This is a genomic window from Novosphingobium sp. SG754 (assembly GCF_013149315.1).
In the GTDB taxonomy this organism is placed as follows: domain Bacteria; phylum Pseudomonadota; class Alphaproteobacteria; order Sphingomonadales; family Sphingomonadaceae; genus Novosphingobium; species Novosphingobium capsulatum.
Genome location: NZ_JABGCC010000002.1, coordinates 334,043 through 358,609 on the forward strand (window position 1 = coordinate 334,043; position 24,567 = coordinate 358,609).

A 24,567-nucleotide genomic window follows, 5' to 3' on the forward strand; every position below is an offset into this window, starting at 1 on the left:
CCAACGGTATGACTTTCTCCTGGATTTGCAATTGAACTTATCGCCAAATGCGCGAGACTGCGGCAAAAGATCGGGAGATTTCAGGATGCGGACCGTCCGCGACGTGACAATCACGCTGTTGCGCGAGCTGGGCATGACCACGCTATTCGGCAATCCCGGCTCCACCGAACTGCCGCTGTTCCGCGATTTTCCCGATGATTTCCGCTATGTCATGGGGCTTCAGGAAAGCGTCGTGCTGGGCATGGCCGATGGCTTTGCCCAGGGCACCGGCCGCGCGGCGTTCGTCAACCTGCACAGTTCGGCCGGGGTGGGCCATGCTTTGGGCAACCTGTTTACGGCGTGGAAAAACCAGACTCCGCTGGTGGTTACCGCCGGGCAGCAGGCGCGCGCGATCCTGCCCTATGAACCGTTCCTGTTTGCCGAGCGTGCCGCGGAATTTCCGCGCCCATTCGTGAAGTGGGCGTGCGAGCCGGCACGCGCGCAGGATGTGCCCGCGGCAATCGAGCGGGCCTGGCTCGTGGCGATGGAACCGCCCTGCGGCCCGACGTTCGTCTCCATCCCGATCGATGATTGGGACCAGCCTTGCCCGCCGCATCAGGCCCGGCGCGTCGTTGCCGATCGCCTGCCATCGCCTGTGGCCATTGCCGAATGCGCGGCCGCACTCGATGCGGCGCGGCAGCCGGCGCTGGTCGTGGCGGCCGGCGTGGCGCGCGACGGTGCGTGGGAGCAGGTGGTTGCCCTGGCGGAACGCCAACAGGCGCGCGTCTATGTTGCGCCGATGGCGGGGCGCTGTGGGTTTCCCGAAGACCACGCGTTGTTCGGGGGCTTCCTCACTGCCAGTCGCGAGGCGATCGTGGCCACGCTTGCCAGCCACGACGTGATCCTGGGGCTGGGCGGGCCGGTCAATCTCTATCATGTCGACGGGCAGGGGCCGCACATGCCGCCCGAGGCGGACCTCTGGCTGATCGGTGACAATCACGTTCACGCCGCCTGGGCGCCAGCGGGGCGGGCAATCGTGGCGCAATGCCACCATGCGCTCGATGCCCTGCTTGCTGCCTCCCGTCCCGCGCCGCGCGCCCGCCCTGCGCCCTTGGTACGGCCGGCGCGGCTTGATGGTGCGGCCATGACCGATGGCTATGTGCTGCAACGGCTGGCCGATCTGCGCGCGCCGCAGACGATCATCGTGGAAGAGGCACCGTCGAGCCGGGGGCCGATGCACGATCATCTGCCGATCCTTTGCCCCGATACCTTTTACACCACCGCCAGTGGCGGCCTCGGCCATGGGCTGCCGGCGGCAGTCGGCATGGCGCTGGCCCGCCCGCACGGCAAGGTGATCGCGGTCTTGGGCGATGGGTCGGCGATGTACGCGATCCAGGGCCTGCATGCCGCCGCGCAGTGGAACCTGCCGATCACGTTCCTGATCCTCAAGAACGGGCGGTACGAGGCGCTGCATCACTTCGGCCGTCATTTCGGCATGCAGCATCTGGTCGGCACGCAGTTTCCCGAGCTGGATTTCGTGGCGCTGGCGGCAGGGCACGGCGTTCCGGGCCGATCGGCTAGCGACGCTGCCACGCTCGATGCCGCATTGGCCTGGTCGCTCGCGGCGGCCGGGCCGACGCTGGTGGAAGCGGTGATCGATTGAGCCGGGTGGGAGACAACGCGATGGGCACCTTTCAACTGGACGACCTGATCGACGATCGGCCGGACGAGGGCATCTTCCGCGTGAACCGCGCGATCTTCACCGATGCCGATGTCTTTGCCGCCGAACAGCGTGCGATCTTCGAGCAGGGCTGGGTGTTCCTGGGCATGGAATCACAGGCCGCCGGGCCGCACGATTTCTTCACCACCACGATCGGCCGCGCCCCCGTGCTGGTCCAGCGCGATGGCGAGGGGCAGCTGCGGGCCTTCATCAACTCGTGCCCGCACAAGGGCGCCAGGTTGGCACAGGTGCGCCAGGGCAACGCGCGCCTGCATGTCTGCCCCTATCACAGCTGGAGCTTTGACAGCGCCGGCCGCAACCGCGCGATCAAATGGAAGAACGCGGGCTGCTATACGCCAGCGTTCGACAGCGAGGACCATGGCCTGGCGCCGCTGCCCCGCTTTGGCAACTATCGCGGCTTTCTGTTCGGCAGCCTGACGCCTGGCGAACTATCGTTGACCGATTACCTGGGCGAGGCGGCCAAGCTGCTCGACCTGGTGGCGGATCAGAGCGAGGATGGACTGGAACTGGTGCCGGGGCAGGTCACCTTCACCTTTGCCGCCAACTGGAAACTCCAGCTCGAAAACTGCTCGGACGCGTATCATTTCACCTCGGCCCACCCCTCCTACATCAGCGTGCTGGAGCGGCGGCAGCAGGAAATGAGCGCCGATGTGGTCGCATCGGTCTGGGAAAACAGCGATTACTGGAAGGAAGAAGCGCAAGGCGTGGCGGGAGGCAGCTTCAGCTTTGATCACGGCCATGTGCTCAACTGGGGCATCTTCGGCATCACGCCGGCGATCCCGCTGTATGAGCAAGCCGGTGCGCTGGGCGCGCGGCTGGGCGAGGGCAAGCGCGACTGGATGTTCAACATGCGCAACTTGACGATCTTTCCCAATCTCCAGATCGCCGAAAACGCCTCGAGCCAGTTGCGCGTGATCCGCCCGATCGGCCCGGGGATGACCGAGATGCGCACCTGGTGCATCGCGCCCAAGGGCGAAAGCGCCGCAGCGCGGCGACAGCGCATTCGCCAGTACGAGGATTTCTTCAATCCCACCGGCATGGCGACGCCCGATGACACAGTGTCCTATGAAAACTGCCAGGCCGGCTTTGCCGGCACGGTGCAGCCCTGGCTGCAAGGACACGGGCGGGGGATGACCGCGACGCAGCCGGGCGGCAATCGCTTTGGCGACCGTATCGATCTCAAACCCGCGCACAATGTGCTGGCGGATTCGCGGCTGAGCGATGAAACCCTGCTGCAGAACTACTATCGCGCCTGGGCGGCACGCATGGCGCCGGAGCTGGCCGCATGAGCCAGGCGCTGACATACGAGGCCGCGCGCGACCTGCTTTACCGCGAAGCCCTGCTGATGGACTCTGGGCGCTATGCCGAATGGCTGGCGCTGTTCACGCCCGACATCGAATTCTGGATGCCCACCTGGCGTGACGAGGTGACGCTGTCCGACGATCCGGATCGCGAACTCTCGCTGATCTACTATCGCGGGCGGCGCAATCTCGAGGATCGGATCATGCGCCTGCAATCGGGGCTGTCGGTGGCATCCAGCCCGACGCCACGCGTGGTCCACCAGGTGTCGAACATCCTGGTGACCGACGCGGAGCTGGGCGCTGTCTCGGCGGCGTTCACCTGTCATCGGTTCGATGTGCGGATGGACCGGGCAGACGTGTTCTTTGGCCGCTATGAATATCGCCTGGTCCACGCCGAAGCGGGGTGGTCCATTGCGCGCAAGAAGATCATCCTGCTCAACGATACGATCCCGACGGTGGTGGATATCAACGCCATCTGATCGCCGCGCGCTTGCGCCGGGCGAAACCAGCGTCGATGATGCCTGGCTGCGCGCCGCGAACAAGGCAGCGGGTCGCCAAGAGGATGCAGGATGATGGATTTCCAGACCGTGCGCTATGCCCGCGAGGGCGACGTGGTGACGATCACGCTCGATCGCCCGGATCGGCTCAATGCCTTGAGCGAGACGATGTTCGTCGAACTTGGCCAGGCTCTTGACCTTGCCGTGGCCGATGGCGCGCGAGCGGTGGTGCTGACGGGCGAGGGGCGCTATTTCTGCTCGGGCGCCGATCTAGGCGGCAATGCAACCGATGACCTGGGTGCAACGCTCGACACCTATTACCATCCCGTGGTCAACCGGCTGGCCGCGCTGGACGTTCCGCTCGTCACCGCGCTCAATGGCCCGTGCGCCGGCGCGGGGATGAGCCTGGGGCTGGCTGGCGATCTCGTGGTGATGGGCGAGAGCGGCTACCTGCTCATGGCCTTTGCCAATATTGGCCTGGTGCCCGATGCCGGCGCTACCTGGCTGGCCGCGCGCAGCATTGGCCGCTGTCGCACCCTGGAGTTAGCCCTGCTGGGGGAGCGGCTTGGGGCCGCAGAGGCCAAGGCGGCTGGCCTGGTGACGCGGGTGGTGCCAGATGACGATGTCATGGCCGAGGCCATGGCCCTGGCGCACCGGCTTGCCGCTGGCCCCACGCTCGCGCTGGGCATGATCCGCCGGCAGGTTGCACGTGCGCTGGAATGCGATTTTTCGACGACACTGGAGATCGAGCGCGCCAACCAGTCGGCCGCTGGCCGCACTGCCGATTTTGCCGAGGCGATCGATGCCTTTGCGCACAAGCGCAAGCCGCAGTTCACCGGGCGCTGAGCGGAAGGGCCGCTATCGGGCGGCGCGCAGCGCCAGCTCAACGCGCAAGCCTCCCTGGGCACCTTCCGCCAGGTTCAGTGTGCCGCTGTGCAGCGCCACAAGGTCGCGCACGATCGCCAGGCCAAACCCGTCGCCCTGTGGTGCTTCATCGAGGCGGACGCCGGGTTGCAGCGCCAGTTCGCGCTGGTTGGCGGCAATCCCCGGGCCATCGTCTTCGATCGCCACGCGTGTGTGGTCGCCGTCTGCCCAGGCCGTGACGGCAATGGCCGAACGGGCGTGGCGGGCCGCATTGTCGAGCAGATTGCCGACGATTTCCGACAGGTCGTGCGCATCAAGCGAGACGGCCAGCGCGCTGGGCACATCGACCGACAGCGCCAGGCCGGGGTGAAGCGAGCCGATCACCTGCGCCACATCGGCCACTGCCGGGGCCAGGGGCGTGCGGGCGCGCTGCGCCACCGCTGCGGTACGGGCACGGGCGAGGTGACGGCGGATGACCTCTTCGATCCTGGCGATTTGGCTGGTCGCGCGGACGTCGCCGTCCACCGTCAGGGCCAGCGTCGCCACAGGGGTTTTGAGCGCGTGGGCAAGATTGGCGGCAGAGGCGCGGGCCGCCTGCAAGGCAGCGGCGCTTTCACGGGACAGCGCGTTGAGTTCGACCGCCAGCGGTTTCAGTTCGGCGGGCTGATCCTCGTCCACAGTGGTGCGCGTGCCGTGGCGAATCTGGCCAAGCTGATCCCGCAACGCGGCAATTGGCCTGAGCGCCAGGCGCAGCTGAAACAGCGCGGCCAGCATGAACAGCACGGCCAGTAAGGCAATGATCGACAGGAGCGGGACAAGCGCGGCGCGGATGGGCCGGGCAATCACTTGCGACGGCGCGGCGGCGATCAGGGTTACTGCGCCCCGGCTGGTGCGGATCACCGCCTGCCGGGCATGAACCCGGCCGCCGCTATCCTGGCCATCGCGTGGGGCAGGGGCGGATGGCGTGGGCACGCCCTCCGCCGCCGGAGCGGGCGCACCGGGCGGCGGCGGCAATAGCGGGAGGTGGGGTGGGACCAGAGGCGCTGGATCGAGCGTGGGAAAATCGGACGAGCCGATTTCTCCGTCTGGCCCGATGATCCGCCAGCGCCAGTCGGGGCGCAGGGTCATGACGCCGATCTGGTTGTCGATGCGGGCGCGGTCGATCGTGCCATCGTCACGCACGGCACTGGCCATCACGGCGATCTGCGCGTCGAGCCGCTGGTCCAGGCCTTCGGTCACGAAACGGGTAAGGATGCCGGCGATCGACCATGCCGCGATGACGAGCGCCGCCAGGGCGGCGATCGCCGACAGCGCCAGCATCCTGGCCCGCAAAGACTTGGGTTTCATGCCGCGCCGCCGCTCGCCGTCAGGCGATAGCCCCGCCCGCGCACGGTTTCGATCAGGCTGGCGCCGATCTTGCGCCGCAAACGCCCGATGATCACGTCGAGCGTATTGGAATCGACATCGGCATCGCCTTCATAGATGCGCTCGATCAGGTCGAGCCGCTCGACCACCGCCTCGCGCCGCATCATGAGTTGCGACAGCACGCGCCATTCGAACGCGGTGAGCTTGAGCGGCAGCCCATCTAGTTCGAACTGGCCGGTCTGGCTTTCGAACACCAGCGGGCCGCAGACCATCTGCGGGTTGGCATGCCCGGCCGCGCGCCGCACGATGGCGCGCAGGCGCATCATCAGTTCCTCGATGCGAAACGGCTTGGTGAGATAGTCGTCGGCGCCGGCCTTGTAGGCAGAGACCTTGTCGGCCCAGGCCTCGCGCGCGGTCAGGACGAGGACGGGCACGGTCTTGGCGCCCTTGCGCCATTCCGCCAGCACCGCCGCGCCGGTTTTGCCAGGCAGGCCAAGATCGAGGACCACCGCATCATAGGGTTCGGTCTCGCCCAGGTGCTGCGCGTCGATGCCGTTGTCGACCAGGTCGACTGCGCAGTTCTCGCCGCGCAGCTTGCGGGCAATCGCCTCGCCCAGGTCGGGATCGTCTTCAACAAGCAGGATGCGCATGGCCGCTCAATACCGCCGCAGGTTAAACCGAACATGAAACGCCAGCTTCAGGCTGCGTCGGAAGGGGCAGCATAGAACGGGGCCATCGACAACCCAAGGAGTTGAAAGATGGTCGATTGGAAAAATCCGGTTGGGCACATCCCACACCGTATGAAGCTGGCCAGCGGCGTGGCCGTGTTGCTGGCCCTGGGCGGCGCCGCGGGGGCGGGGGCAGTTGCCTATACCCGTCCGCCGGTGGAAATGGCGCCGACCGTGCCAACCGCGATTGCCCAGGTGCCGCAGCGCAGCGGGATCACCACGGTGAAGGGCAAGGTCGCCGAGGTCTATGGTGATCGTTTCGTTCTGCAGGATGGCACGGGCCGTTTGCTGGTCGATGTCGGCCGCGATGGGGCGGGCCAGGTCCGCTCTGGCAATGCGCTGATGGTGCAGGGCCGGTATGATAATGGCCAATTGCGTGCCTCGTACCTGGTCGATCCGCAGGGTGGCGTAACCCAAGTCGGTGCGCCGCCTCCGCCTCCGCCGCCTCCGCCGCGTGGCCCCGGCCGTGATGCGCCGCCGCCGCCCCCGCCACCGCCCACTGGCGCAGGTGCGCCGCCTCCGCCGCCACCCCCGCCGCCGGGCGATGGTTCGGCTCCCCCGCCGCCTCCTCCTCCGCCGCCTGCCGGTGCGAATGGTGCCGTCGGTCAGCCAGGGCCGGGCACGCCGCCGCCTCCGCCGCCCGTGGCGCCAGGCGCAGCGACCAAGTAACCCTGTCGCACAGCCGCGCCACTTGCTGGCGCGGCTGGAGCGCGTTCAAAAGCTTACGGCGGCAGAGAGGCGCAGTGTCCGCGCCGCGCCGACATAAAGCGTGCTGCCGCCGGTGGCCCAATAGCGCGTGTTGGTCACGTTGTCGGCATTGGCGCGCAGCGTCATCGTGCGGCCCGCCGCGAGGGCCAGCCGATAGCTGGCGCCAAGGCTGAGCGTGGCATAGGCAGGCAGCACGCCCTGGTTGAGCACGTCGGTAAAGCGCTTGCCGGTGTAGTAGACGCCCGCGTTCAGCCCCAGCGGCAGCGCACCGACGGGCTGCCAGTTGACGAAGGCCGAGCCTGACCAGCGCGGCGCGTTGTCCACCAGCTTGCCGTCTTGCGCGGCCACCCCGGTCTGCCGCTGGCGGGCGACCAGATATTGCCCGGCCAGCGCCACCGCTACGGTCGGCACGATCGTTCCCTGGACCGATGCCTCGATCCCCTGGTGCAGGGCACGACCGTTGACGACATAGGTGTTGGTGGCCAGATCGGTATAGGCAAGGCCGCGGTTGATGCGGAACCAGCCGAGCGACAGCAGCATGCCGCCCGCTTCGGCCCGCGCGCCCAGTTCCAGCTGCCGGCTGCGCACTGCGGGCAGGACGCTGCCGGCATTGGTCGTGCCATCGGGCGCGGTGCCGGCGCTTTCCAGCCCCTCGATATAGCTGAAGTACAGACTGGTCTTGGGCGTGGGGCGCAGCACCAGTGCTCCGGTGGGTGTCCAGGTGCGCAGGGCAAAATCGGTGCTGGTGGTGCGGGTGCGATAGTCCACGTGGCGCACGCCCGCGATCACCAGCAGTTTTTCACCGATATGCGCCTGGTCCATCGCATAGAGACCGGTATCGATGTTCACGCTGCCGGCGGTAAGCCGCACGGTGGTGGGGGTAAGTGCCGACAGCGGCAGGGCCAGCGGCGCATAGAGGTTTTGTTTTACCGCGGCATAGCTTTGCGGGTGCTGGTCTTCCTGCACCTGTCGGTTGCGGGCATAGCCCAGCAGCAGTTCGTGGCGGATGCCCAGGGTTTGCGCCTCGCCGGCCAGTTCCGCCCGCCAATAGAGATTGGCGTATTCCTGATCGGGGGTGTAGGTCGCCGCGATCGTGCCGGCGCCGGTCACCAGGTTGGTTTTGCCGATATTGGCGATCATGCGCTGGCGGCGGGTGTTGGCATAGCCGCCTTCGACGCGCACCGACCACGTGCCGGCCAGCCGATAATCCATGCGGCCCAGGGCGTTGGTCACCCAGGTGCGATAGGGTGCGTTGACCGGGGCATAGCGGTTATGCGGGCTGGGGATCGCGGGCAAGGTGATCACGCCGTTGACCGCGGTGGGCAGGGTAATGCCGCCCGGTTCATCGGTTGCGCGGCGATAGTGCTCGACATCGAGCTTGAACGACAGCCGATCGCTTGCCTGCCAATCAAACGCCCCGCTGGCGAGATAGCGATAGCCGTTGACCCCATCGATCGGTGTTTCGATGTGCGAGCCATAGGCGTTGATGCGGATGCCGATGGCATCACCTGCGCCCACCTTGCGGCCGATGTCGAACCCGCCGCCCACGCTGCCTTCCACATCGCCATCGACATAGAGGCTCGTCACCGGGCGATCGCCAGCGCGCTTGGTTACCACGTTGACGATGCCTGAGGGCGTGCTGAGCCCGTAATAGAGCGCGGAAACGCCCTTGAGCAGTTCGACGCGCTGCTTGTTTTCCACCGGGATCGGGCCAAGATTGATGATCTGCAACGCGCCGTTGAGGCGGTAGTTGGTGCGCGCGTTGAGCAGCACGCCGCGCGCGGCAAAGTTGTTGCTCGTGGTCGGGCTGGTCGATTGCTGGGTAATGCCCGGCGTGTTGCGCAAGGCATCGTCGAGGCCCTTGGCGCCCTGGTCATCCAGCATGGCGCGGGTGATCACCGCGACATTGGCCGGCGTATCGAGCGCGGATTGATTGCGGAACGCGCCCACCTGCACCACCTGCGCGCGATAGGGCGCTTCTTGCCGCCCGGTCACCACGATCTCTTCGTCGAGCTGGCGTTCGGCTTGGGGGGCCTCGCCATCCGGCGCAGCAGGAGCGGGAGCAGCGGTGGCGGCGGCGACGCTTGCGGCGGCCGCCGACGCGAGCAGAAACAGCATGATACAGGTCCCCTTGGCGAATCCCTCGGGTGGAATTCACAGCTGCCCTAATTGATATTGATATTGGTTTGCAATAATTGATCGCAATGAGACCGACGATTCGCCCACCCGGCACCATCGCCCTGCGCAAATGGCTGCAACGGCTGCATAGCTGGCTGGGGCTCAGCCTTGGGCTGGTCCTGGCCGTGATGGGCGCGACAGGTGCCATGCTGTCTTTCCAGGACGACATCCAGGCGCGGCTGATCGCGCCGCTGCCCCTGCGCGCGGGTGAGGCGGTGCTGGCCCCAGCGGTCTTGCTGCAACGCGCCGCACTGGCGCAGCCGGGCAAGGCGATCGCGCGGTTCGAGGTGGACAGCGATCCCACCGTGCCGGCGCGGATCAGCTATGTTGACAAGGCAGCTGGGGCCAAAGAGCGTGAAACCGTGCTGCTGGACCGCCGTGACGGGCGCATTCTGGGGCCGCTGCCCGCTGCTGCGCTGTTCGATACGGTAGAGCGGGTGCACCGTTGGCTGGCGATGCCGGGCAATGGCAAGGGTTGGGGGCGGATCGTGACCGGTAGCGCGGCGATCGCGCTGATCGTGCTGGCGCTGGGTGGGCTCTATCTGCGCTGGCCGACCAAGCCGCGTGACTGGCGCGCGTGGTTGACCATTCCGCCGGGGCGAAAGGGCCGCTGGTGGTGGCGCGAGGTACACCTGCTGCTCGGCGGGCTGATGATGGCGGTCTATCTGCTCAGCGCGCTGACCGGGCTGTGGTGGTCGTTCGATTGGTATCGTGGCGGGGTTCAGCGCCTGTTGGGCGCAGAGCAGGCCGAGAAGGCCAAGGCGCGCGGCAAACCTGATTTCGCCCTGGCTTGGCAGGGGTTGGACGCGGCAACCGCAGGTCATTCCTATCAGCGGATCATGCTGATCGTGCCGGAAAACGGTGCTGCCTTGCGCTATCGCGCGCTGCCCGTGGCGGCGCGGCACAACCGGGCGGATGATGCCGTGACGATCGACGGGGCGACCGGCAAGGTTCTGGCCACCGATTTTGCCGCGCAACGGCCAAGCGGTGCTGTCATCGTCGCCAGCATGTTCGAAATCCACCGCGGCGCGTTCTTTGGCCTGGCCGGTCGGATCGTGCTGTTCGTGACCAGCCTTAGCCTGCCCTTCTTTGCGATCAGCGGCGTGTGGTTCTACCTCGCCCGTCGCCGCATGAAGCGGAAGGGGCGGGCACGCCGCGTCGCCTCAGTTCAGCCAATCGCAACGCCCTGAGGCCCTGCTGCCGCCAGACTTTCCACCAGGGCGTCGAACACGGCGCGATGGCGGGCGCTGGATCGTAAGTCTTCGTGCATGACGACCCACAGCGGCAGATCGAACGAAAACGCATCGGGCAGTACACGGATCAACGCGGCATCGCGCGCGGCCACGGCCACCTGGCAGATGCCAATGCCAAAGCCCGCGCGGATCGCGGCGAGTTGCACCAGTGCGTTGTCGATCCGCAGCGCGAAATCGCTGTGCTCCAGACCCGGCAAGGCGTCGAGCACCGCGCGGGACAGATCGCCAATGCTGTCGACCCCGATCAGGTCATGGCGTGCCAGATCGGCAATGACCTTGGGTTGGCCATGCCGAGCGAGATAGTCGGCATGGGCATAGAGCCCGAGTTCCAGCGCGCCGAGCTTGCGCGCGAGCAGGGCCTGTTGCGTCGGGGCGACCATGCGGATGGCGATATCGGCATGGCGTTGCAGCAGGTCACCGATCGCGTCACTTGCCACCAATTCGATGCTGAGTTCCCGGTAACGTTGGCGCAGCATGGTGAGCACCGGTGGCAGATGCTCGGCCGCCACCACCTCGCTGGCGGTAATCCGGACCGTTCCGGCAATCGCGTCTGCGCCGGCGGTTGCGGTGCGCAGCAGCGCGGCCGAGGTGGCCAGCATGGCTTCCGCATAGGGTTGCAGAGCAATGGCCCGATCGGTGGGCGAAAGGCCGCGTTGCGAGCGCAGGAACAAGGTGCCACCCACCGCCTGTTCCAGTGCCTCGATATGGCGGGCGACGCTGGGCTGGGTTAGCCCCAGGGCCCGCGCCGCCGCCGAGAGCGAGCCTTCGCGAAGCACGGCGGCGAAGGTGCGGTAGATATCCCAGCTTGGCTCTCGGTTCATCTATTTCCGTATAGCCGCTTGCCGCATTCAGTCAATTTCATGGATCGTGCTCTTCCGCCAATCCTGTCGCTATCAACACAGGAGAGCGACATGGAACGGATTGCGCTGGTTTTGGGCGTGACGGGGGGCATCGGCGGCGCCGTGGCCCGGCGGCTGGTGGAACGCGGGTGGAGCGTGCGCGCACTGGTGCGGGCGCACAGCGCACACCGGGTGCCGCAGGGCGTAGCGGCGGTGATCGGCGATGCCATGGATCGGGCGGCGGTTGCGGCGGCGGCAGAGGGCGCAAGGGTTATCGTGCACGCCGTCAATCCGCCCGGCTACCGCAACTGGGACACCGTGGTCTTGCCGATGCTGGACAACACCATTGCCGCGGCGCGGGTCAACCGCGCGCAGATTTTGCTGCCGGGCACCATCTACAACTATGGCCCTGACAGCTTCCCGCTGATCGCTGAAACCGCGCCGCAGCATGCCGTCACGCGCAAGGGCGCGATCAGGGTTGAGATGGAGCGCCGGCTGCGCGCTGCGGCCGATGCTGGAGACGTTCGCGCGTTGATCGTGCGGGCCGGCGATTTCTTTGGCCCAGGCGCGGCCAACAGCTGGTTTGCCCAAGGCCTGATCACGCCGGGCGCCCGTCCGCGGATTATCCGCAATCCCGCCACGCGCGGCGTGGGGCATCTCTGGGGCTATCTTCCCGATGTGGCCGAAACCATGGTCCGCCTGGTGGAGCATGATCAGGTGCCGGCCTTTGCCAACTATCACATGGGTGGGCACTGGGACGGCACGGGCACCGCGATGGTAGAGGCCATTGCCGAGGCGCTGGGCGCGCCAAAGGTGCGGATTGCTCCGTTCCCGTGGTGGGCGCTGCGCCTGGCCGCCCCATTTGCGCAGATGCCACGCGAATTGATGGAGATGCGCTATCTTTGGCAGCAGCCGGTGCGGCTGGACAATGCCCAACTGATCGCGCTGCTGGGCGAAGAGCCGCACACGCCGCTTCCCCAAGCCGTGCGCGCCACGCTCGCCGCGCTGGGCTGCATGCCCTGATCCGCCACGGCAGCGTTGCCCCGATCAAGCGCCGGGGCAACGCCGGGATCAGAAGCTCTTGCTGATGCCTACGAAAATGCCGCGCCGCGCCCCGAATGAGGGCGCCCCGACACCCACGCCGGTCCCGTCGCGGATTTCATAGACGTGGTCGAACAGGTTCTGCACATCCACCCGCACGTCAAACCCGCTGTCGCCAAACTTGTGGCCGGCCGAAAGATTGAACGTGACATAGGATGGCAGCGAGGCGCCGTTGGGGACGGTGCTGCCATCGGCCAAGACCAGGTCGCTGCGCAGGCCAGAGCCCAGGACGGCGCTGGCGCTGACGCGCGAGCCGGCCAGGGCGCCATCGCGCCAATTGTAGGAGGCGCCGGCCGATCCCGACCAGGTCTGGTTGTGATCGAGGTAGATGTAGTGGTTGGCGATATAGGCAAGGTCGGCAGCGGCAAAGTTGTATTCGTTGGACACGATGTCGGTGCCCTGGGCCTTGGCATAGGCGATGTTGCCATAGGCGTTGAAGCCGCCGTGGCTGTAGTTCAGCGTCAGCTCCGTGCCGAAGATGCGCCCACGCGCATAGTTGAACGGGGTCAGGATGATCGGCGCGCCGAACTGGCCTTCGTCAACTAGGTGGGTGGACCGGCGCAGATAGCCATCCAGGCCCAGCGTGAAGTTGCCGATCTTCTGCTCGAAACCCGCATCCCAGTAGTTTTCGCGCTGGGCATAGGTGGTGTTGTTGGTCCGCACGTTGGGCGAGGCGGTGGTGTTGTAGACCTGTGCCAGGTTGCTGTCGGCAATGAGTTCGAATGGCGCCGGCGAAAAGTAGCGGGCATAGCCGGCATGCACTGTCAGCCCATGACCCGGCGTCCATACCATGTTTGCCCGCGGGGAAAGCTGCCGCTCGTTGCGCGGGCCGTCGTTTTCATCGAACCGTGCGCCATAGTTCAGCACGAAATGCGGCGTGATGTGCCATTCGTCCTGAAGATAGGCGCTATAGGTGCGCTGGGTAACGCCGATCGCGAACGGCAGCGAGATCGGCTGGGCGTTGGCCAGGATCGCGCCTTGCTGCCATCCCTGGTCGGGCTGGGTGGGATCGAACGTATCGCCGGTGGTCGGGAACACGTTGGTGTTGGTGCTGCTGGTCGAACGGTCGTGCTCGAACAGCAGCCCGGCGCGCAGCGTGTGCTGTTCCGACAGCTTGTAGGCGCTATCGACCTGGAACGCGAAAGTCGTGTCCTTCTTGTTGGCATACTGCGCCTCACCATTGAACAGCAGTTCGCCGGTATAGTCTGGCCGATAGGTGAGGGTCGCCACGCGGCCGATGGCCGAGGCCTGGAACGAGAACGGGCCGGCGGCATGCAGCCACGACAGCGCGCCAAACCCGAAGGTCTGCAACTGCCGTTCGTTGAGGTTTTCGCTGTTGAAGCTGGTCTGCCCGTTGACTGACACCGGATTGCCATTGCCATCGGTCTGTCCGCCCACCAGCCCGGCGGGATTGGGGATCTGATAGGCCTGGTTGGTATAGCCACCGGTCAGCGCGATGCGGTCGTTGGCGCCCAGGATATGGTCGATGTAGCCAAAGCCGTTGAACTGGTCGGTCTGGTCGTGAATGGCGCTGCGGTTGCCGTTAACGTTTTCGATGCCCAGGTCGGAATGCTTGTAGTCGCCCGAAGCGAACCAGCTGGTTGCGCCGGAACTGCCGGCGATCTGCACGCTGGGTTCGATCGTGCCCTGGCTGCCACCATAGACACTGACCGTGGTGCCGTCCTTGAGGCCAGACTTGGTAGTGATATCGATAATGCCGCCGGTGCGCAGGCCATATTGCGCGGGCAGGGTGCCGGTCACCAGGCTGATCTTGTCGACCAGGCGGGGTGAGAGCATCTGGCCGAACACCGCGATGCTTTCGGGAATGATCACGCCGTTGATGCGGTATTGCACGCCGTTGTGTTCATCGCGCACGTGGAACTGGCCGAACTGGTCCTGGCTGACACCGGGCATTTGCAGGATGATATCCTGGATCGGCTGGTTATCGGCGCCGGGCAGGTTCTGGATCGCCTTCTGGTCCAGCGTATAGGTCGATGCGCCCAGGCTGGTCTTGATGCTTTCGCGCGCATCGTTGAGCCGCTGGGCGGTCACGACGATTTCGGAAGGGGGCGCGGCGTCGCTTTCGGCAAACGCGGCCGGGGCGGCAAAGGCGGCATAGAGACCGGTAGAGGCCAGAAAGCAGGTGCGAAGGGCCTGACGCGAAAGCATGGTTTCAATATCCCTGGAAAGGTCTCGTGTTCTTGCCAGGGTGGTTAGCGGGGGCGCTGCAAGGCGAACATGGCAGCCTTTCCCGATTTTCCCGGGAAAAATTCCCGATCGCGTTTGCAGGCCTTGCCATCGCGCGGATTGTGCTAGGCGGCGTGGACCATGTCTCTGCGTCTGCGCGTCATCCTGCTTATCACCCTGGTGCTGGCTTCCAGCCTGACGCTGTGCGCGCTGCTGGTGGGCTATCAGGTTCGCCAGGAACTGGCTGCCGAACTGCGCGCGGCGATGGCGGGCGCGCGGCAAACCGCCAGCGGCACGTTCGAAGATCTGCCTCGCTCCGATCATTCGCTCCGCGATCTGCGGCAACTCGTCCACGCCTTCGATGGCAATCGGCATGTGCGCATGGCGGTGGTCGATCGGCAGGGACAGGCCCTGCTCACCTCGCGTCCCAGTGGAGAGGCGCCACCGCCAGCCTGGTTTGGCCGTCTTGTGGAAGTGGAGGCGGCTGCGGTTGTCTTGCCCATTCCCGACGCGCAGGGACAGGGTCTGGCACCAGGCCTGCGCCTGGTCCTGACGCCCACGCCGCAGTCTGATGCGCGATCGGCCTGGAACGAGGCATTCACCATGCTCAAGGTGATCGCCGGGGTTGCCCTGATCGGTGGCGTGCTGATCTGGCTGGCGGTGGGGGCGGGGCTGCGCCCGCTGGTCTTGCTGGGTGAACAGTTCGCCAAGGTGGGGCAGGGCGATTATGCCGCCGCCGTGCCAGAGGCGGGGCCACCGGAATTGCGCCTGTTGCAGCGCGGGTTCAATGCGATGACCGGGCAACTGGCAGCAACGATGCGGCGCAACCGCCAGTTGGGCGACCAGATCGTCCGCCTGCAAGAGGAAGAGCGCGCCGAAATCGCGCGGGACCTGCACGACGAGATCGGCCCGCGCCTGTTTGCCGTGGGCCTCGATGCCGCACTGCTGGCGCAGCTGTGTGAAGCGGGCAAGCCCGCAGAGGCGATCCGCCATGCCCAGGAAATCCAGCAGGCGGTGGTGCATATGCAGGGGCAGGTGCGAGACCTGCTCGGCTGGTTGCGACCGGCGCGGCTTACCGAATTTGGCCTGGCGGCGGCGATCAAGGATCTCGTGGCGTTCTGGGCAGGACGGCGCGGGGACATAGCCTTCGCGCTCGATCTGCCCGAAACCGCATTGGATGAAAGCACGGCCGAGGTCGCCTACCGCGTGGTGCAGGAGGCCTTGAGCAATGCCATGCGCCATGCCCGGCCCGCCGGCATTGCCATCACGCTCGCACACGAAGCACCGGATCGCTTGACCGTGCGGATCGAAAACGACGGCGTACCGCAGGCCGCGCCCGATGCATCGCGCAGTGGCGGGTTGGGCCTGCTGGGCATGCGCGAGCGGGTGGAAGCCCATGGGGGGCAACTGGCCTATGGACGCGAAGCCGCTGCGGCGGTGTGGCTGGTGCGTGCGCAACTGCCGTGCCAGATCCACGCAGTGCCGGCGGCAAACGGGCAGGAGCAGGCGTGATGAACATTCTGCTGGTTGATGATCACGCGATCGTGCGGGCCGGACTTGGCCGCATGCTGATGATGACGCCGGGCACACAGGTGTTCGAGGCGGCGACCGGGCGCGACGGGCTGGCAATCGCGCGGGCCAACACGCTCGACCTGGTGATCCTTGATCTCAACCTGCCGGAACTCGGCGGGATCGAACTGGTCGCTCGCCACCGCCAGATCGGCGCCACGCCGATCCTCGTGCTGTCGATGCACGCCGACCCACTTTATGTGGCGCGGGCGCTCAACGCCGGGGCGCAGGGCTATGTCAGCAAGAATGCGTCGCCCGATGAACTGCTGCTCGCCATTCGCAAGGTGGCGGCGGGGGAACGCTATGTCGAACAGGCAATCGCCCAGGAACTGGTGACCCAGGCCTATGTCCCGGCCACGACCCTGGCACAACTGGCGCCGCGCGACCTGGAAATTCTCCGCCACCTGGCCGCCGGGCGCAGCCTGAGCGAAATCGCCGATATCCTCGGGCTGGGATACAAGACGATCGCCAACAACTGCAGCCTGATCAAAAGCAAGCTGGGCGTGGTGCGCACCGCCGATCTGCTGCGCATCGCGCTGGAAGCCGGCCTGTCCTGAAGCTGCCAGAGCGTGGCACGGTTCAGCGCCCTGGCCAGTTGGGAAAGAACAGCCGCTGGCGATTGGTCTTGAGGCGCCCGGGCTGGGTATACTCGCCCAGCCAGCCGTCGCTTTCGTCCAGGAACTTGGCTTCGGTCAGCGGCTTGCCTTCGGCAGCGAGGCGGTCGATTACTTGACGGGCATAGAAGTGGCGGAAGATCCGGTCGAATTCCGTCAGGTAGACGTCGGCCACATCGGTATCACCGCGGATCAGCAGCATGTTCTCGTCGTTGGCTTCCAGCGATGATGTCGAAAAATTGGCCGATCCGGTGCAAACCAGCGGATTGTCTCCCAAGGGATTGATCAGCAGGAACTTGGTGTGGATGAAGAACACGTGTCCCTGCTTGCGGAACAACTCTTCCTTGAGGAACCACGCGTCGAGGCTTGAGGGTGGGAACACCTTCTTGCTCTTGGCATAGTCACCCAGGATGGACCCATAGGCCGCCACCACGTCACGGTCTTGCGCCATCTTGGCTTTCAGCAGCTTGTCCGGCTCATCCTCCAGCAGGATGAAGCGCACGAATGGCCGATCGATACCGAACTGCGCGGCGAGCAGCTTGTTCACGCCGAACGCGGCGGTGAACATGACCGTGCCGGTCGCGGCGGCAATCTGATCGGCATACCAGGCAAGCATCACGTCGTTCTTGCGTGGGGAGAAGAACGTGGTGATGCCAGGCGGTGCCGTCAGCGCATCGAGATCGTCCTGTGGCGTCTTGGCCTGGGTCCAGGTGGAAAGTTCCGGCGTTGTCGGATCTTTCGACAGCTCGGTCCAGTAATCGAGGTAGTCTTGCGCGACATCGCGGTTGCGCACGATATGGACCACGTTGGTCTGGCCGATGAAGCCCGAGGCGGTGAAATTTGCCGATCCGGCGAGCACTTCCACGGCTTCCCCGCCGCGCAGCCACACGATGAACTTGTTGTGCGGGATATTGCGGCGGCGCGTGCGCTTGATGAGCCGCAGGTTGGGCTGGTTGGCCAGGCCGAGCCGTTCGATCGCGTTCTTGGCGGTCGTTGTTGCGCTTGTCGGCACTTGTGTGTGGGTCTTTTCGTCAAGTTCGGTTCCCGCCTCGTGCACGATGCGCACGTTCACACCGCGCGCGGCCGCCGCGCGCAGCGCCTTGAGGATGGGGGTATAGGTGAATTCATAGGCCGCAACGCGCAGGGAATCCCCGTCTGCCGCCTTGGCGATGAAATCCAGCGCCGCCTGCAACGCCCCCCGCGAAAGCCACTGCACCTCGCGGTCGGCGGGATCGTCCTCGTCCTGCGGCTTCTGGTTGTGGAAGGTTTCGGCAAACGCCTGGGAGGCGACTGCACCAAAATTGAAATAGATGCCGTGGGCGCCGGCCGTCGGGTCAATCGTCGTTATCGTAATCTCGGCAGCATCGCCCAGTGTGACGGCCGCCACCGGTCCATACACCGGATGCACCCGATAGGTGATGTCCTGGCCGGGGGCGGCGTTGAAGTCTGACCAGATCAGGCTTTGGATCGGGTAGCGGTTGCTGGGATAGCTTTCGGCCGGATCGGGGTTTGGCTCCACGCTGGCAAAGACCTTGCGCCCTTGCAGCCAGACCGGTTCCCCGTTTTCCAGCCGGGCAATGGCAAAGCCCAGCAGTCCGTCGCGCGCCTGCTCGGCAATATCGATCGCCAGCAAGACCACGCGCGTGCCGGAAATGGCCCGCAGTCGAAGAAATCCCGTTTCCGTAGTGACCCGCATGCCCTGTCCCCCCACCCTATTCGCAGTCCACAGTAATATTCAGATCGCGAATCAGAATATCATGAATCTGGAAATATGGGGCGATAAATAGCGCCGGCGTGGAATGTATTGATCAATGCATTGATTTTGACCGGAACGACTGGTCAGGTAATCGTCACCTTTTCATCACAGCCCCGCGCTGCTGACGCGCTTAGACTACTGTGCCCACCAGCCGGCCGATACCCGCCGTAACGGCCAGCGCCAGCGCCCCCCAGAACGTGACGCGGGCCGTGGCGCGCCATACATTGGCGCCGCCGGTGACGGCACCGATTGCACCGAGCACGGCCAGGAACAGCAGCGAGCCGACGATTTCGATCGGGATCAGCCAGGCACGAGGCGCGATCGCCGCGATCAGCACCGGCATGGCGGCGCCAAAGGTGAACGTTGCTGCCGAGGTGAATGCGGCCTGGATCGGCCGGGCCGTATTGGCAACGGTGATGCCCAGTTCGTCGCGGGCATGCGCGGCGAGAGCGTCCTTGGCCATCAGTTCGCGGGCGATGATATGCGCCGTTGCGTCATCGATGCCGCGCCCGCGATAGATGCCGGCCAGTTCTTCCAGTTCGCCGGAAAAGTCTGCGGCCAGTTCGGCCCGTTCGCGCGCCAGGTCGGCCTGCTCGGTATCGTGCTGCGAACTGACCGAGACATATTCGCCCGCAGCCATCGACATCGCCCCCGCGACCAAGGCCGCCAGCGCTGCAATCAGCACGCTGGACCGCGTGCCGCCGGCCGCAGCGACGCCCAGGATCAGGCTGGACGTGGAAAGAATGCCATCGTTGGCGCCCAGCACTGCGGCGCGCAGCCATCCGATCCGGTCGACGAGATGATATTCGCGGCCGGCTTGCTTGGTCATCGCCACAGGTACGTTTCCTTTGTCAGCAAGGTTGCCCTGCGCAATGCCTGGACAGACGCGAGCGGCACACGGCAATAGGCGGGAAAACGCCCTTACCTTGTCGCCGTTCCAGGCTGCTGTCACGCCCCAATTGTGGCGCGGGGCAGGGCTTAATCGGCCATGGCCATGGTTTCCCCCCAGGCGGGAAAGGGATCGGGCAGCGTTGCCCATGCATCCGGGGTGAAGGCCTGAGCCGGGACCAGGCATGCATCAAGATCGCGGCGGATGCGGGCCTCGTCCATGCCGATGCCGATGAACACGAGTTCCTGGCGTCGATCCCCCCACTGCGCATGCCAATGCTGCGCAACAAACTGTTCGAAGCGATCGTCGGCAGGCCATTGCTGTTTGGGAATGCTGCCCCACCAGCGGCCCATCCGCGCGGTCATCGTCTGGCTGCCGGCCACGGCCAGTTCACCGACCCAATCCGGCCTGGTAGCCAGCCAGAAATGGCCTTTGGCGCGCACCACCTGATCGAGGCCGTTGGTGGTCAGAAAGGCGTGGAAGCTGGCGGGATCGAACGGTTGGCGTGCGCGATAGACGAAGCTTTCGATGCCGTATTCCTGGGTTTCGGGAACGTGGCTGGCATAGCCATAGAGTTCCTTGGCCCACAGCGGATGCTGCGCCGCCTTTTCTTCGTCGAATAGCCCCGTGGCGAGAATATCGGCAAGTTCGATCCGGCCATGATCGCACATGCGGATGCGGGCATCGGCATTGAGGCTTGCCACCAGCTTGCACACCAGTTGTAGATGATCCTGTGTCACGGCCGACGCCTTGTTGATGACCACCACGTCGGCAAATTCGATCTGCTCAACCAACAGGCCCACCAGGCTGCGGTCATCCTCGTCGCCCAGCGCCTCCCCGCGGTCGGCCAGGAAATCCTGGCTGGCGTAATCCTTGAGCAGGTTGACGGCATCGACCACCGTAACCATGGTATCGAGCCGCGCCACGTCACCCAGGCACATGCCGGCCTCGTCACGGAACGAGAAGGTAGAGGCAACCGGCAGCGGTTCGGAAATGCCCGTGCTTTCGATCACCAGGTAATCGAACCGCCCGGCTTGCGCCAGCGCCCGCACTTCGTGGAGCAGATCATCACGCAAGGTGCAGCAGATGCAGCCGTTGGTCATTTCGACCAGCGCTTCCTCGCTGCGCGACAGCGCCGCCTCACCGCCACGCACCAGGTCGGCATCAATGTTCACTTCCGACATGTCGTTGACGATGACGGCAACGCGCAGACCGGCGCGGTTGGCGAGGATGTGGTTGAGCAGCGTAGTCTTGCCCGCACCAAGGAAGCCCGACAGCACGGTGACGGGAAGGCGGGAGTCAACGACGGGCGGCATAGCGGTGGGATCGATCATCGTTCCTGTCCTGCGAATCATGATATAATGTATCATCCAGGTTATTTCGCAGGGACGCAAGCGTGGTTTGTGGCCAGGGCTCGGTGAATGGTGGCGGTGCCCACTTGCCTATCGCCGTCGCCATCGCCAAACTAACCCGATGAAACGGATGCCTTATCTTGCCGCCGCGTTGTCTCTCCTGCTTGCCGGGTTTGCGCCTGTCCCGGTGCAGGCCCAAACTGCCGATGGCGACGTTCCGCTTACCCCGCAAACCTTGGGCGATGCGCTGTCATGCCGATCGCGCGATGCGCTCGAGGCGTTTGCCGGGGCGCTGTTCCTGGCTGGAGATGCGCCGCCGTGGATGCACGAAATCAAGGATGACAAGCAGACCGAGGGCATGCTCGGCCTATACGGCTATACCCTGGCTAAGCCGGCGATGCTGCTGGGCGAGCCGGTCGACCGCGTCTATTTCCTGCAGAACTGGGTGGTAACGCTGTGGCCGCGCAAAAAGGCCGAGGCGTTTATCGCGGCACACCACCTGGAGCGTGCGCCGATCAAGGCGACCGAGCAGTATTACCATTTCATCGATCCCGAAAGCGGGCCGATGCTGGGCGCGTTCGAACCGACCGGCAATGCCATGGCGGCCATGCTGGCCAAGGCCTTTGGTGGCGACGTGCCGCAGTCGGCGCCGAGCGACAGTCTGTTCGTGGGCTGCAACTATGCCGTGGCATCGCAAGAGATGTTCCTCGATGCAGCGCGCCAGTCTGACGCGATCGTGGGCCGCAAGGCGCATGAGATTGGTGAGGCGGTGGCACCGAAAAAGCCCTGACCTTTGCAGCCCCGGTTGTCTTGGCCGAACCCATGGATTAGGCCAAGGCAACCGGGGCCGTGCGACCTCCCGGTCAGGCGCGAGCCCAAGCGTTGCCTTTCGCTCGCCTGCGGTTCCGTGGGCGCAAAAGGTGTTGGCCGGGCCATGAACGAGACGTCTTCTCCTCCTGATTTCCATGAACTGGTGCGCGTGGCGGCGCGGATCGGTTGCCTCAGCTTTGGCGGGCCGGCCGGGCAGATCGCGCTGATGCACCGTGAACTGGTCGAGCAGCGCAAGTGGATCAGCCAGGATCAGTATCTGCACGCGCTCAATTTCTGCCATCTGCTGCCCGGGCCCGAGGCGCAGCAACTGGCGATCTGGATCGGGTGGAAGCTGCACGGCATTCGCGGCGGACTGGCCGCCGGCTTGCTGTTCGTGATCCCCGGGGCGCTGGTAATCCTGGCGCTGTCCATCTTCTATGCCTCGGCCGCCGGATTGGCGTGGTTTGCGGCAGTGTTCCTGGGGATCAAGGCGGCCGTGCTGGCGATCGTGCTGCAGGCCTTGGCCCGCGTTGCCGGGCGGGCGCTCGGCACGCCGTTTCGCAAGGCGGTCGCCGCGCTGGCGTTTCTGGCGCTGTTCCTGTTCAACGCACCGTTTCCCCTTGTCGTGATCGGGTGCGGCGGCCTGGGCGCGGTGGTGGCGCGCTATCGGCCCGCCTGGCTGGGACTGGGAACGGCAGCGCCGTTGCCGCCCCATTCGCCGCGTCCCTGGGCGCATAGCCTGTGGTCGATCGCCATCGGCGCCGCCGCCTGGGCAGCGCCGATGATCGCGGTTCTCGCCCTGTTGGGGCCGCACCATGTGCTGTGGCGCATCGGCCTGTTCTTTTCCAAGCTTGCCGTCGTGACCTTTGGTGGTGCCTACGCCGTGCTGGCCTACATGGCGCAGCAGGCCGTTGGCGCGCAGCACTGGTTGAGCGCGGCCGAGATGGCCGACGGGCTGGGCCTGGCAGAAACCACCCCCGGTCCACTGATCATGGTTACCCAGTTCGTCGGCTATCTGGCGGCCTTTCGCGCGCCGGCGCCGTTCACGCCGCTGCTCGCCGGGATACTGGGCGCGGGGTTGACCACCTGGGTCACCTTTGCCCCATGCTTTCTGTGGGTCTTCGCCCTGGCGCCGTGGATAGAGCGGCTCGAACATGCGCGCTTGCTCAAGGGAGCGCTGGCGTTGATCACGTCGGCCATCGTCGGCGTGATCGCCAACCTGAGTGCGTGGTTCGCGCTGCAGGTGCTGTTTGCGGTGCTGCGCCCGGTGCGGATCGGGCCCTTGGCGCTGAACGTGCCGGTTCTGAGCAGCTTTGACGTGCGGGCCGGTTTGCTGGCGGCGGCTTCTGCCTGGCTGATTTTGAGCCGCAAATGGAACGTCGCCGCCACCCTGGGCGTCGCCGGGCTCGGCGGATGGCTGCTCTCTCTCGCCTGATTGGCCAGGGGGCCAGGCTAAACCGGATCGATCCGCAGCAGGGCAGTGATTGTCAGGCGGTCACCACCCGCCCATGATCCGGCCACGTCGCCGCAGTGCAGGCAGTTGGCAGGATAGACGATCAGCCGGTTGTGGCGCAGCGCGGCAGCGCCGATCCGTTCGAACATGGCGGTGTCGTTGGTGTGATAGGCCGCGGGCGGCAGGCCGTGCCTTGCCGCATCGGCGGCCAGCGCCTGGCGCCAGGCCGGCGCGCGTGCCTTGGTTACCCGTTCGAACCCGGTGGCGCGATGACGGTGAAAGCTGGTGCCGCCATGGGGCGGATGGCACAGATAGTGCACCACGGCCATGATCGTCTCGTCCGCATCGTCAAAGTGCGGGATGCGCTGCACCGGGGCAAGCGCCGCCGGATCGCGCGTGGCAATGGCGAAATCGGCGCGCAGCGCGCGCGCCTGCTCCAGGCCGGGCCAGGCCTGGACTGCGCGATTGAGCCAGTCTGTCCAGGCCGCCGGCGCTGGCGCGCGCACGCCGGGGTAAAGGTCGTCCGTGGTGGCGGCCAGGCTGGCTGCGGCGGCTGCAGCGTGGAGTGCCTGCGGCGCGGGATGGGCATCGTCGATGATCCACAGCGGGACAGCCTCGCGGCCCATGCGGATCGGGGGCTGGACCGGCACCGGCGGTCTCTCAGGCGCCCGGTGTGAACCAGTCGGCCTGCGCCGCCAAGCGGGCATTGCGGCGGCGGACCAGCGCGCCGACATGGTCTTGCGACAGGCACATTGCGGCCATGATCATCAGATCGGCGAAATCGGCAATGCCATCGCGGGCGCGGCCGAGCGCAACCTCGTCTATGCCGTAAAGGCCCGTCAGCAGGCTGGTACTGCCGTCGTGAAACGCCAGGTCCAGCTTGAACTCGCGCACGACCTTGTGTTCGAGCATCAGATCAACCAGCCGGCGCGTGGGCTCCTGGCCTTGCACCAGGCGGCCCAGGATCGCCTGGACCGAACGGAAATAGTCGCTTTCGCCGCCCTCGGCGGTGACGATCGGGCAGGGGCCGGCCGGATCGATCGCGGGGCTTTCGGTATCGATGCAGATCACTGCCTCGGCCCCTTCGCCACCCACGAAGAACGGCAGGCGCAGCAGGTTGAGCGGCAGGACATCGGCATCGATCGTGCTGCCGTTCCAGAACAGGTTTTCGTGCGGCTCAAGCCCCATCAGCGCGGCAGGATAGAACGCGCCGGTTTCCCCGTCCTTGGCCAGAAACACCGGGAACTGGCGCGCCACGGTGCGGATTTCGTCGGCTACCAACGGCACGAGGTGAACGGTGGCGGCGCTGGCCGCCGCGCGCGCGGGATCGATGCGGAGATCGGCGTGGTCGGTGCGGGTGAGTTGCGCAAGCTTCATCGTGGT

The 24,567-nt window shown here is 65.8% G+C and carries 21 protein-coding genes; 11 read left to right on the forward strand and 10 right to left on the reverse strand.

All coding sequences use genetic code 11. The annotated features are described in order from the left end of the window. Positions 1-85 precede the first annotated feature (85 nt). The 4 genes from mdlC (at position 86) to FHW97_RS06090 (ending at position 4,364) form a co-directional block, all read left to right on the forward strand. Entirely contained in the window at positions 86-1,642 is a 1,557-nt protein-coding gene (gene mdlC, locus FHW97_RS06075) for a benzoylformate decarboxylase (RefSeq protein ID WP_171798389.1), read from the forward strand. A 20-nt stretch (positions 1,643-1,662) separates the two neighbouring features. Next, complete coding sequence (locus FHW97_RS06080; RefSeq protein ID WP_171798390.1) at positions 1,663-3,009, forward strand: SRPBCC family protein; 1,347 nt, start codon at positions 1,663-1,665, stop codon at positions 3,007-3,009. Then, the gene (locus FHW97_RS06085) at positions 3,006-3,500 is read left to right on the forward strand and encodes an aromatic-ring-hydroxylating dioxygenase subunit beta (RefSeq protein ID WP_062784563.1); all 495 of its coding nucleotides are present in this window, start codon (positions 3,006-3,008) and stop codon (positions 3,498-3,500) included. The genes FHW97_RS06080 and FHW97_RS06085 overlap by 4 nt, the downstream gene beginning before the upstream one ends. A 90-nt stretch (positions 3,501-3,590) precedes the next feature. Continuing rightward, positions 3,591-4,364: an enoyl-CoA hydratase-related protein gene (locus tag FHW97_RS06090; protein ID WP_370526616.1), complete on the forward strand. Its 774-nt coding sequence runs from the start codon at positions 3,591-3,593 to the stop codon at positions 4,362-4,364. A 12-nt stretch (positions 4,365-4,376) separates the two neighbouring features. On the opposite strand, the gene FHW97_RS06095 is transcribed toward FHW97_RS06090, so the two are convergent. Next, the gene (locus FHW97_RS06095; protein WP_253941621.1) at positions 4,377-5,729 is read right to left on the reverse strand and encodes a HAMP domain-containing sensor histidine kinase; all 1,353 of its coding nucleotides are present in this window, start codon (positions 5,727-5,729) and stop codon (positions 4,377-4,379) included. Further along, complete coding sequence (locus FHW97_RS06100; protein WP_171798391.1) at positions 5,726-6,397, reverse strand: response regulator transcription factor; 672 nt, start codon at positions 6,395-6,397, stop codon at positions 5,726-5,728. The genes FHW97_RS06095 and FHW97_RS06100 overlap by 4 nt, the downstream gene beginning before the upstream one ends. A 108-nt stretch (positions 6,398-6,505) precedes the next feature. Here FHW97_RS06100 and FHW97_RS21950 point away from each other — a divergent pair, with 108 nt between their 5' ends. Further along, positions 6,506-7,144: a hypothetical protein gene (locus FHW97_RS21950; RefSeq protein ID WP_183533767.1), complete on the forward strand. Its 639-nt coding sequence runs from the start codon at positions 6,506-6,508 to the stop codon at positions 7,142-7,144. 45 nt (positions 7,145-7,189) lie between these two features. Here FHW97_RS21950 and FHW97_RS06110 read toward each other — a convergent pair whose 3' ends face one another. Next, the gene (locus FHW97_RS06110; RefSeq protein WP_171798392.1) at positions 7,190-9,301 is read right to left on the reverse strand and encodes a TonB-dependent siderophore receptor; all 2,112 of its coding nucleotides are present in this window, start codon (positions 9,299-9,301) and stop codon (positions 7,190-7,192) included. Positions 9,302-9,387: 86 nt separating this feature from the next. Here FHW97_RS06110 and FHW97_RS06115 point away from each other — a divergent pair, with 86 nt between their 5' ends. Next, positions 9,388-10,551, forward strand: a complete 1,164-nt coding sequence (locus tag FHW97_RS06115; protein WP_171798393.1) for a PepSY domain-containing protein — start codon at positions 9,388-9,390, stop codon at positions 10,549-10,551. Here the strand turns inward: FHW97_RS06115 and FHW97_RS06120 are convergent. Beyond that, the gene (locus tag FHW97_RS06120; protein WP_062784553.1) at positions 10,530-11,435 is read right to left on the reverse strand and encodes a LysR family transcriptional regulator; all 906 of its coding nucleotides are present in this window, start codon (positions 11,433-11,435) and stop codon (positions 10,530-10,532) included. The two genes, FHW97_RS06115 and FHW97_RS06120, sit on opposite strands and share 22 nt — an antisense overlap. 90 nt (positions 11,436-11,525) lie before the next feature. Between FHW97_RS06120 and FHW97_RS06125 the strand changes: the two genes are divergently transcribed. Next, positions 11,526-12,476 carry an NAD-dependent epimerase/dehydratase family protein gene (locus FHW97_RS06125; protein WP_171798394.1) on the forward strand — a complete coding sequence of 317 codons (951 nt, stop codon included), beginning with the start codon at positions 11,526-11,528 and terminating at the stop codon, positions 12,474-12,476. 48 nt (positions 12,477-12,524) lie between these two features. On the opposite strand, the gene FHW97_RS06130 is transcribed toward FHW97_RS06125, so the two are convergent. Continuing rightward, positions 12,525-14,723 (reverse strand): TonB-dependent receptor, encoded by a 2,199-nt coding sequence (locus tag FHW97_RS06130; RefSeq protein ID WP_171792191.1) that lies wholly within the window; start codon positions 14,721-14,723, stop codon positions 12,525-12,527. A gap of 159 nt (positions 14,724-14,882) precedes the next feature. Between FHW97_RS06130 and FHW97_RS06135 the strand changes: the two genes are divergently transcribed. Together FHW97_RS06135 and FHW97_RS06140 are read left to right on the forward strand one after the other, a co-directional pair. Further along, on the forward strand, positions 14,883-16,253 hold the full coding sequence (locus FHW97_RS06135; RefSeq protein ID WP_171798395.1) for a histidine kinase: 1,371 nt from the start codon (positions 14,883-14,885) through the stop codon (positions 16,251-16,253). Next, positions 16,253-16,867 carry a response regulator transcription factor gene (locus FHW97_RS06140; RefSeq protein ID WP_054131177.1) on the forward strand — a complete coding sequence of 205 codons (615 nt, stop codon included), beginning with the start codon at positions 16,253-16,255 and terminating at the stop codon, positions 16,865-16,867. Before FHW97_RS06135 ends, FHW97_RS06140 begins: the two co-directional genes overlap by 1 nt. Before the next feature lie 22 nt (positions 16,868-16,889). Here the strand turns inward: FHW97_RS06140 and FHW97_RS06145 are convergent, their stop codons facing one another. The 3 genes from FHW97_RS06145 to FHW97_RS06155 form a co-directional block, all read right to left on the reverse strand. Continuing rightward, positions 16,890-18,620: a phospholipase D-like domain-containing protein gene (locus FHW97_RS06145; protein WP_171798396.1), complete on the reverse strand. Its 1,731-nt coding sequence runs from the start codon at positions 18,618-18,620 to the stop codon at positions 16,890-16,892. Between the two features lie 190 nt (positions 18,621-18,810). Further along, positions 18,811-19,509 (reverse strand): VIT family protein, encoded by a 699-nt coding sequence (locus FHW97_RS06150; protein WP_168350964.1) that lies wholly within the window; start codon positions 19,507-19,509, stop codon positions 18,811-18,813. A 149-nt stretch (positions 19,510-19,658) separates the two neighbouring features. Further along, positions 19,659-20,903: a GTP-binding protein gene (locus FHW97_RS06155; protein ID WP_253941622.1), complete on the reverse strand. Its 1,245-nt coding sequence runs from the start codon at positions 20,901-20,903 to the stop codon at positions 19,659-19,661. Between the two features lie 139 nt (positions 20,904-21,042). Between FHW97_RS06155 and FHW97_RS06160 the strand changes: the two genes are divergently transcribed. Together FHW97_RS06160 and chrA are read left to right on the forward strand one after the other, a co-directional pair. Beyond that, a complete protein-coding gene (locus FHW97_RS06160; protein ID WP_171798397.1) occupies positions 21,043-21,711 on the forward strand; it encodes a hypothetical protein in 669 nt (222 codons plus the stop codon). Positions 21,712-21,855: 144 nt separating this feature from the next. After that, positions 21,856-23,166, forward strand: a complete 1,311-nt coding sequence (gene chrA, locus FHW97_RS06165; protein WP_171798398.1) for a chromate efflux transporter — start codon at positions 21,856-21,858, stop codon at positions 23,164-23,166. A gap of 17 nt (positions 23,167-23,183) precedes the next feature. Here chrA and FHW97_RS06170 read toward each other — a convergent pair whose 3' ends face one another. Both FHW97_RS06170 and FHW97_RS06175 read right to left on the reverse strand, forming a co-directional pair. Then, on the reverse strand, positions 23,184-23,834 hold the full coding sequence (locus tag FHW97_RS06170; protein WP_370525332.1) for a DUF6445 family protein: 651 nt from the start codon (positions 23,832-23,834) through the stop codon (positions 23,184-23,186). 10 nt (positions 23,835-23,844) lie between these two features. After that, positions 23,845-24,561, reverse strand: coding sequence for a SapC family protein (locus FHW97_RS06175; RefSeq protein WP_022675901.1), 717 nt, complete (start codon positions 24,559-24,561; stop codon positions 23,845-23,847). Between the last annotated feature and the right edge of the window lie 6 nt (positions 24,562-24,567).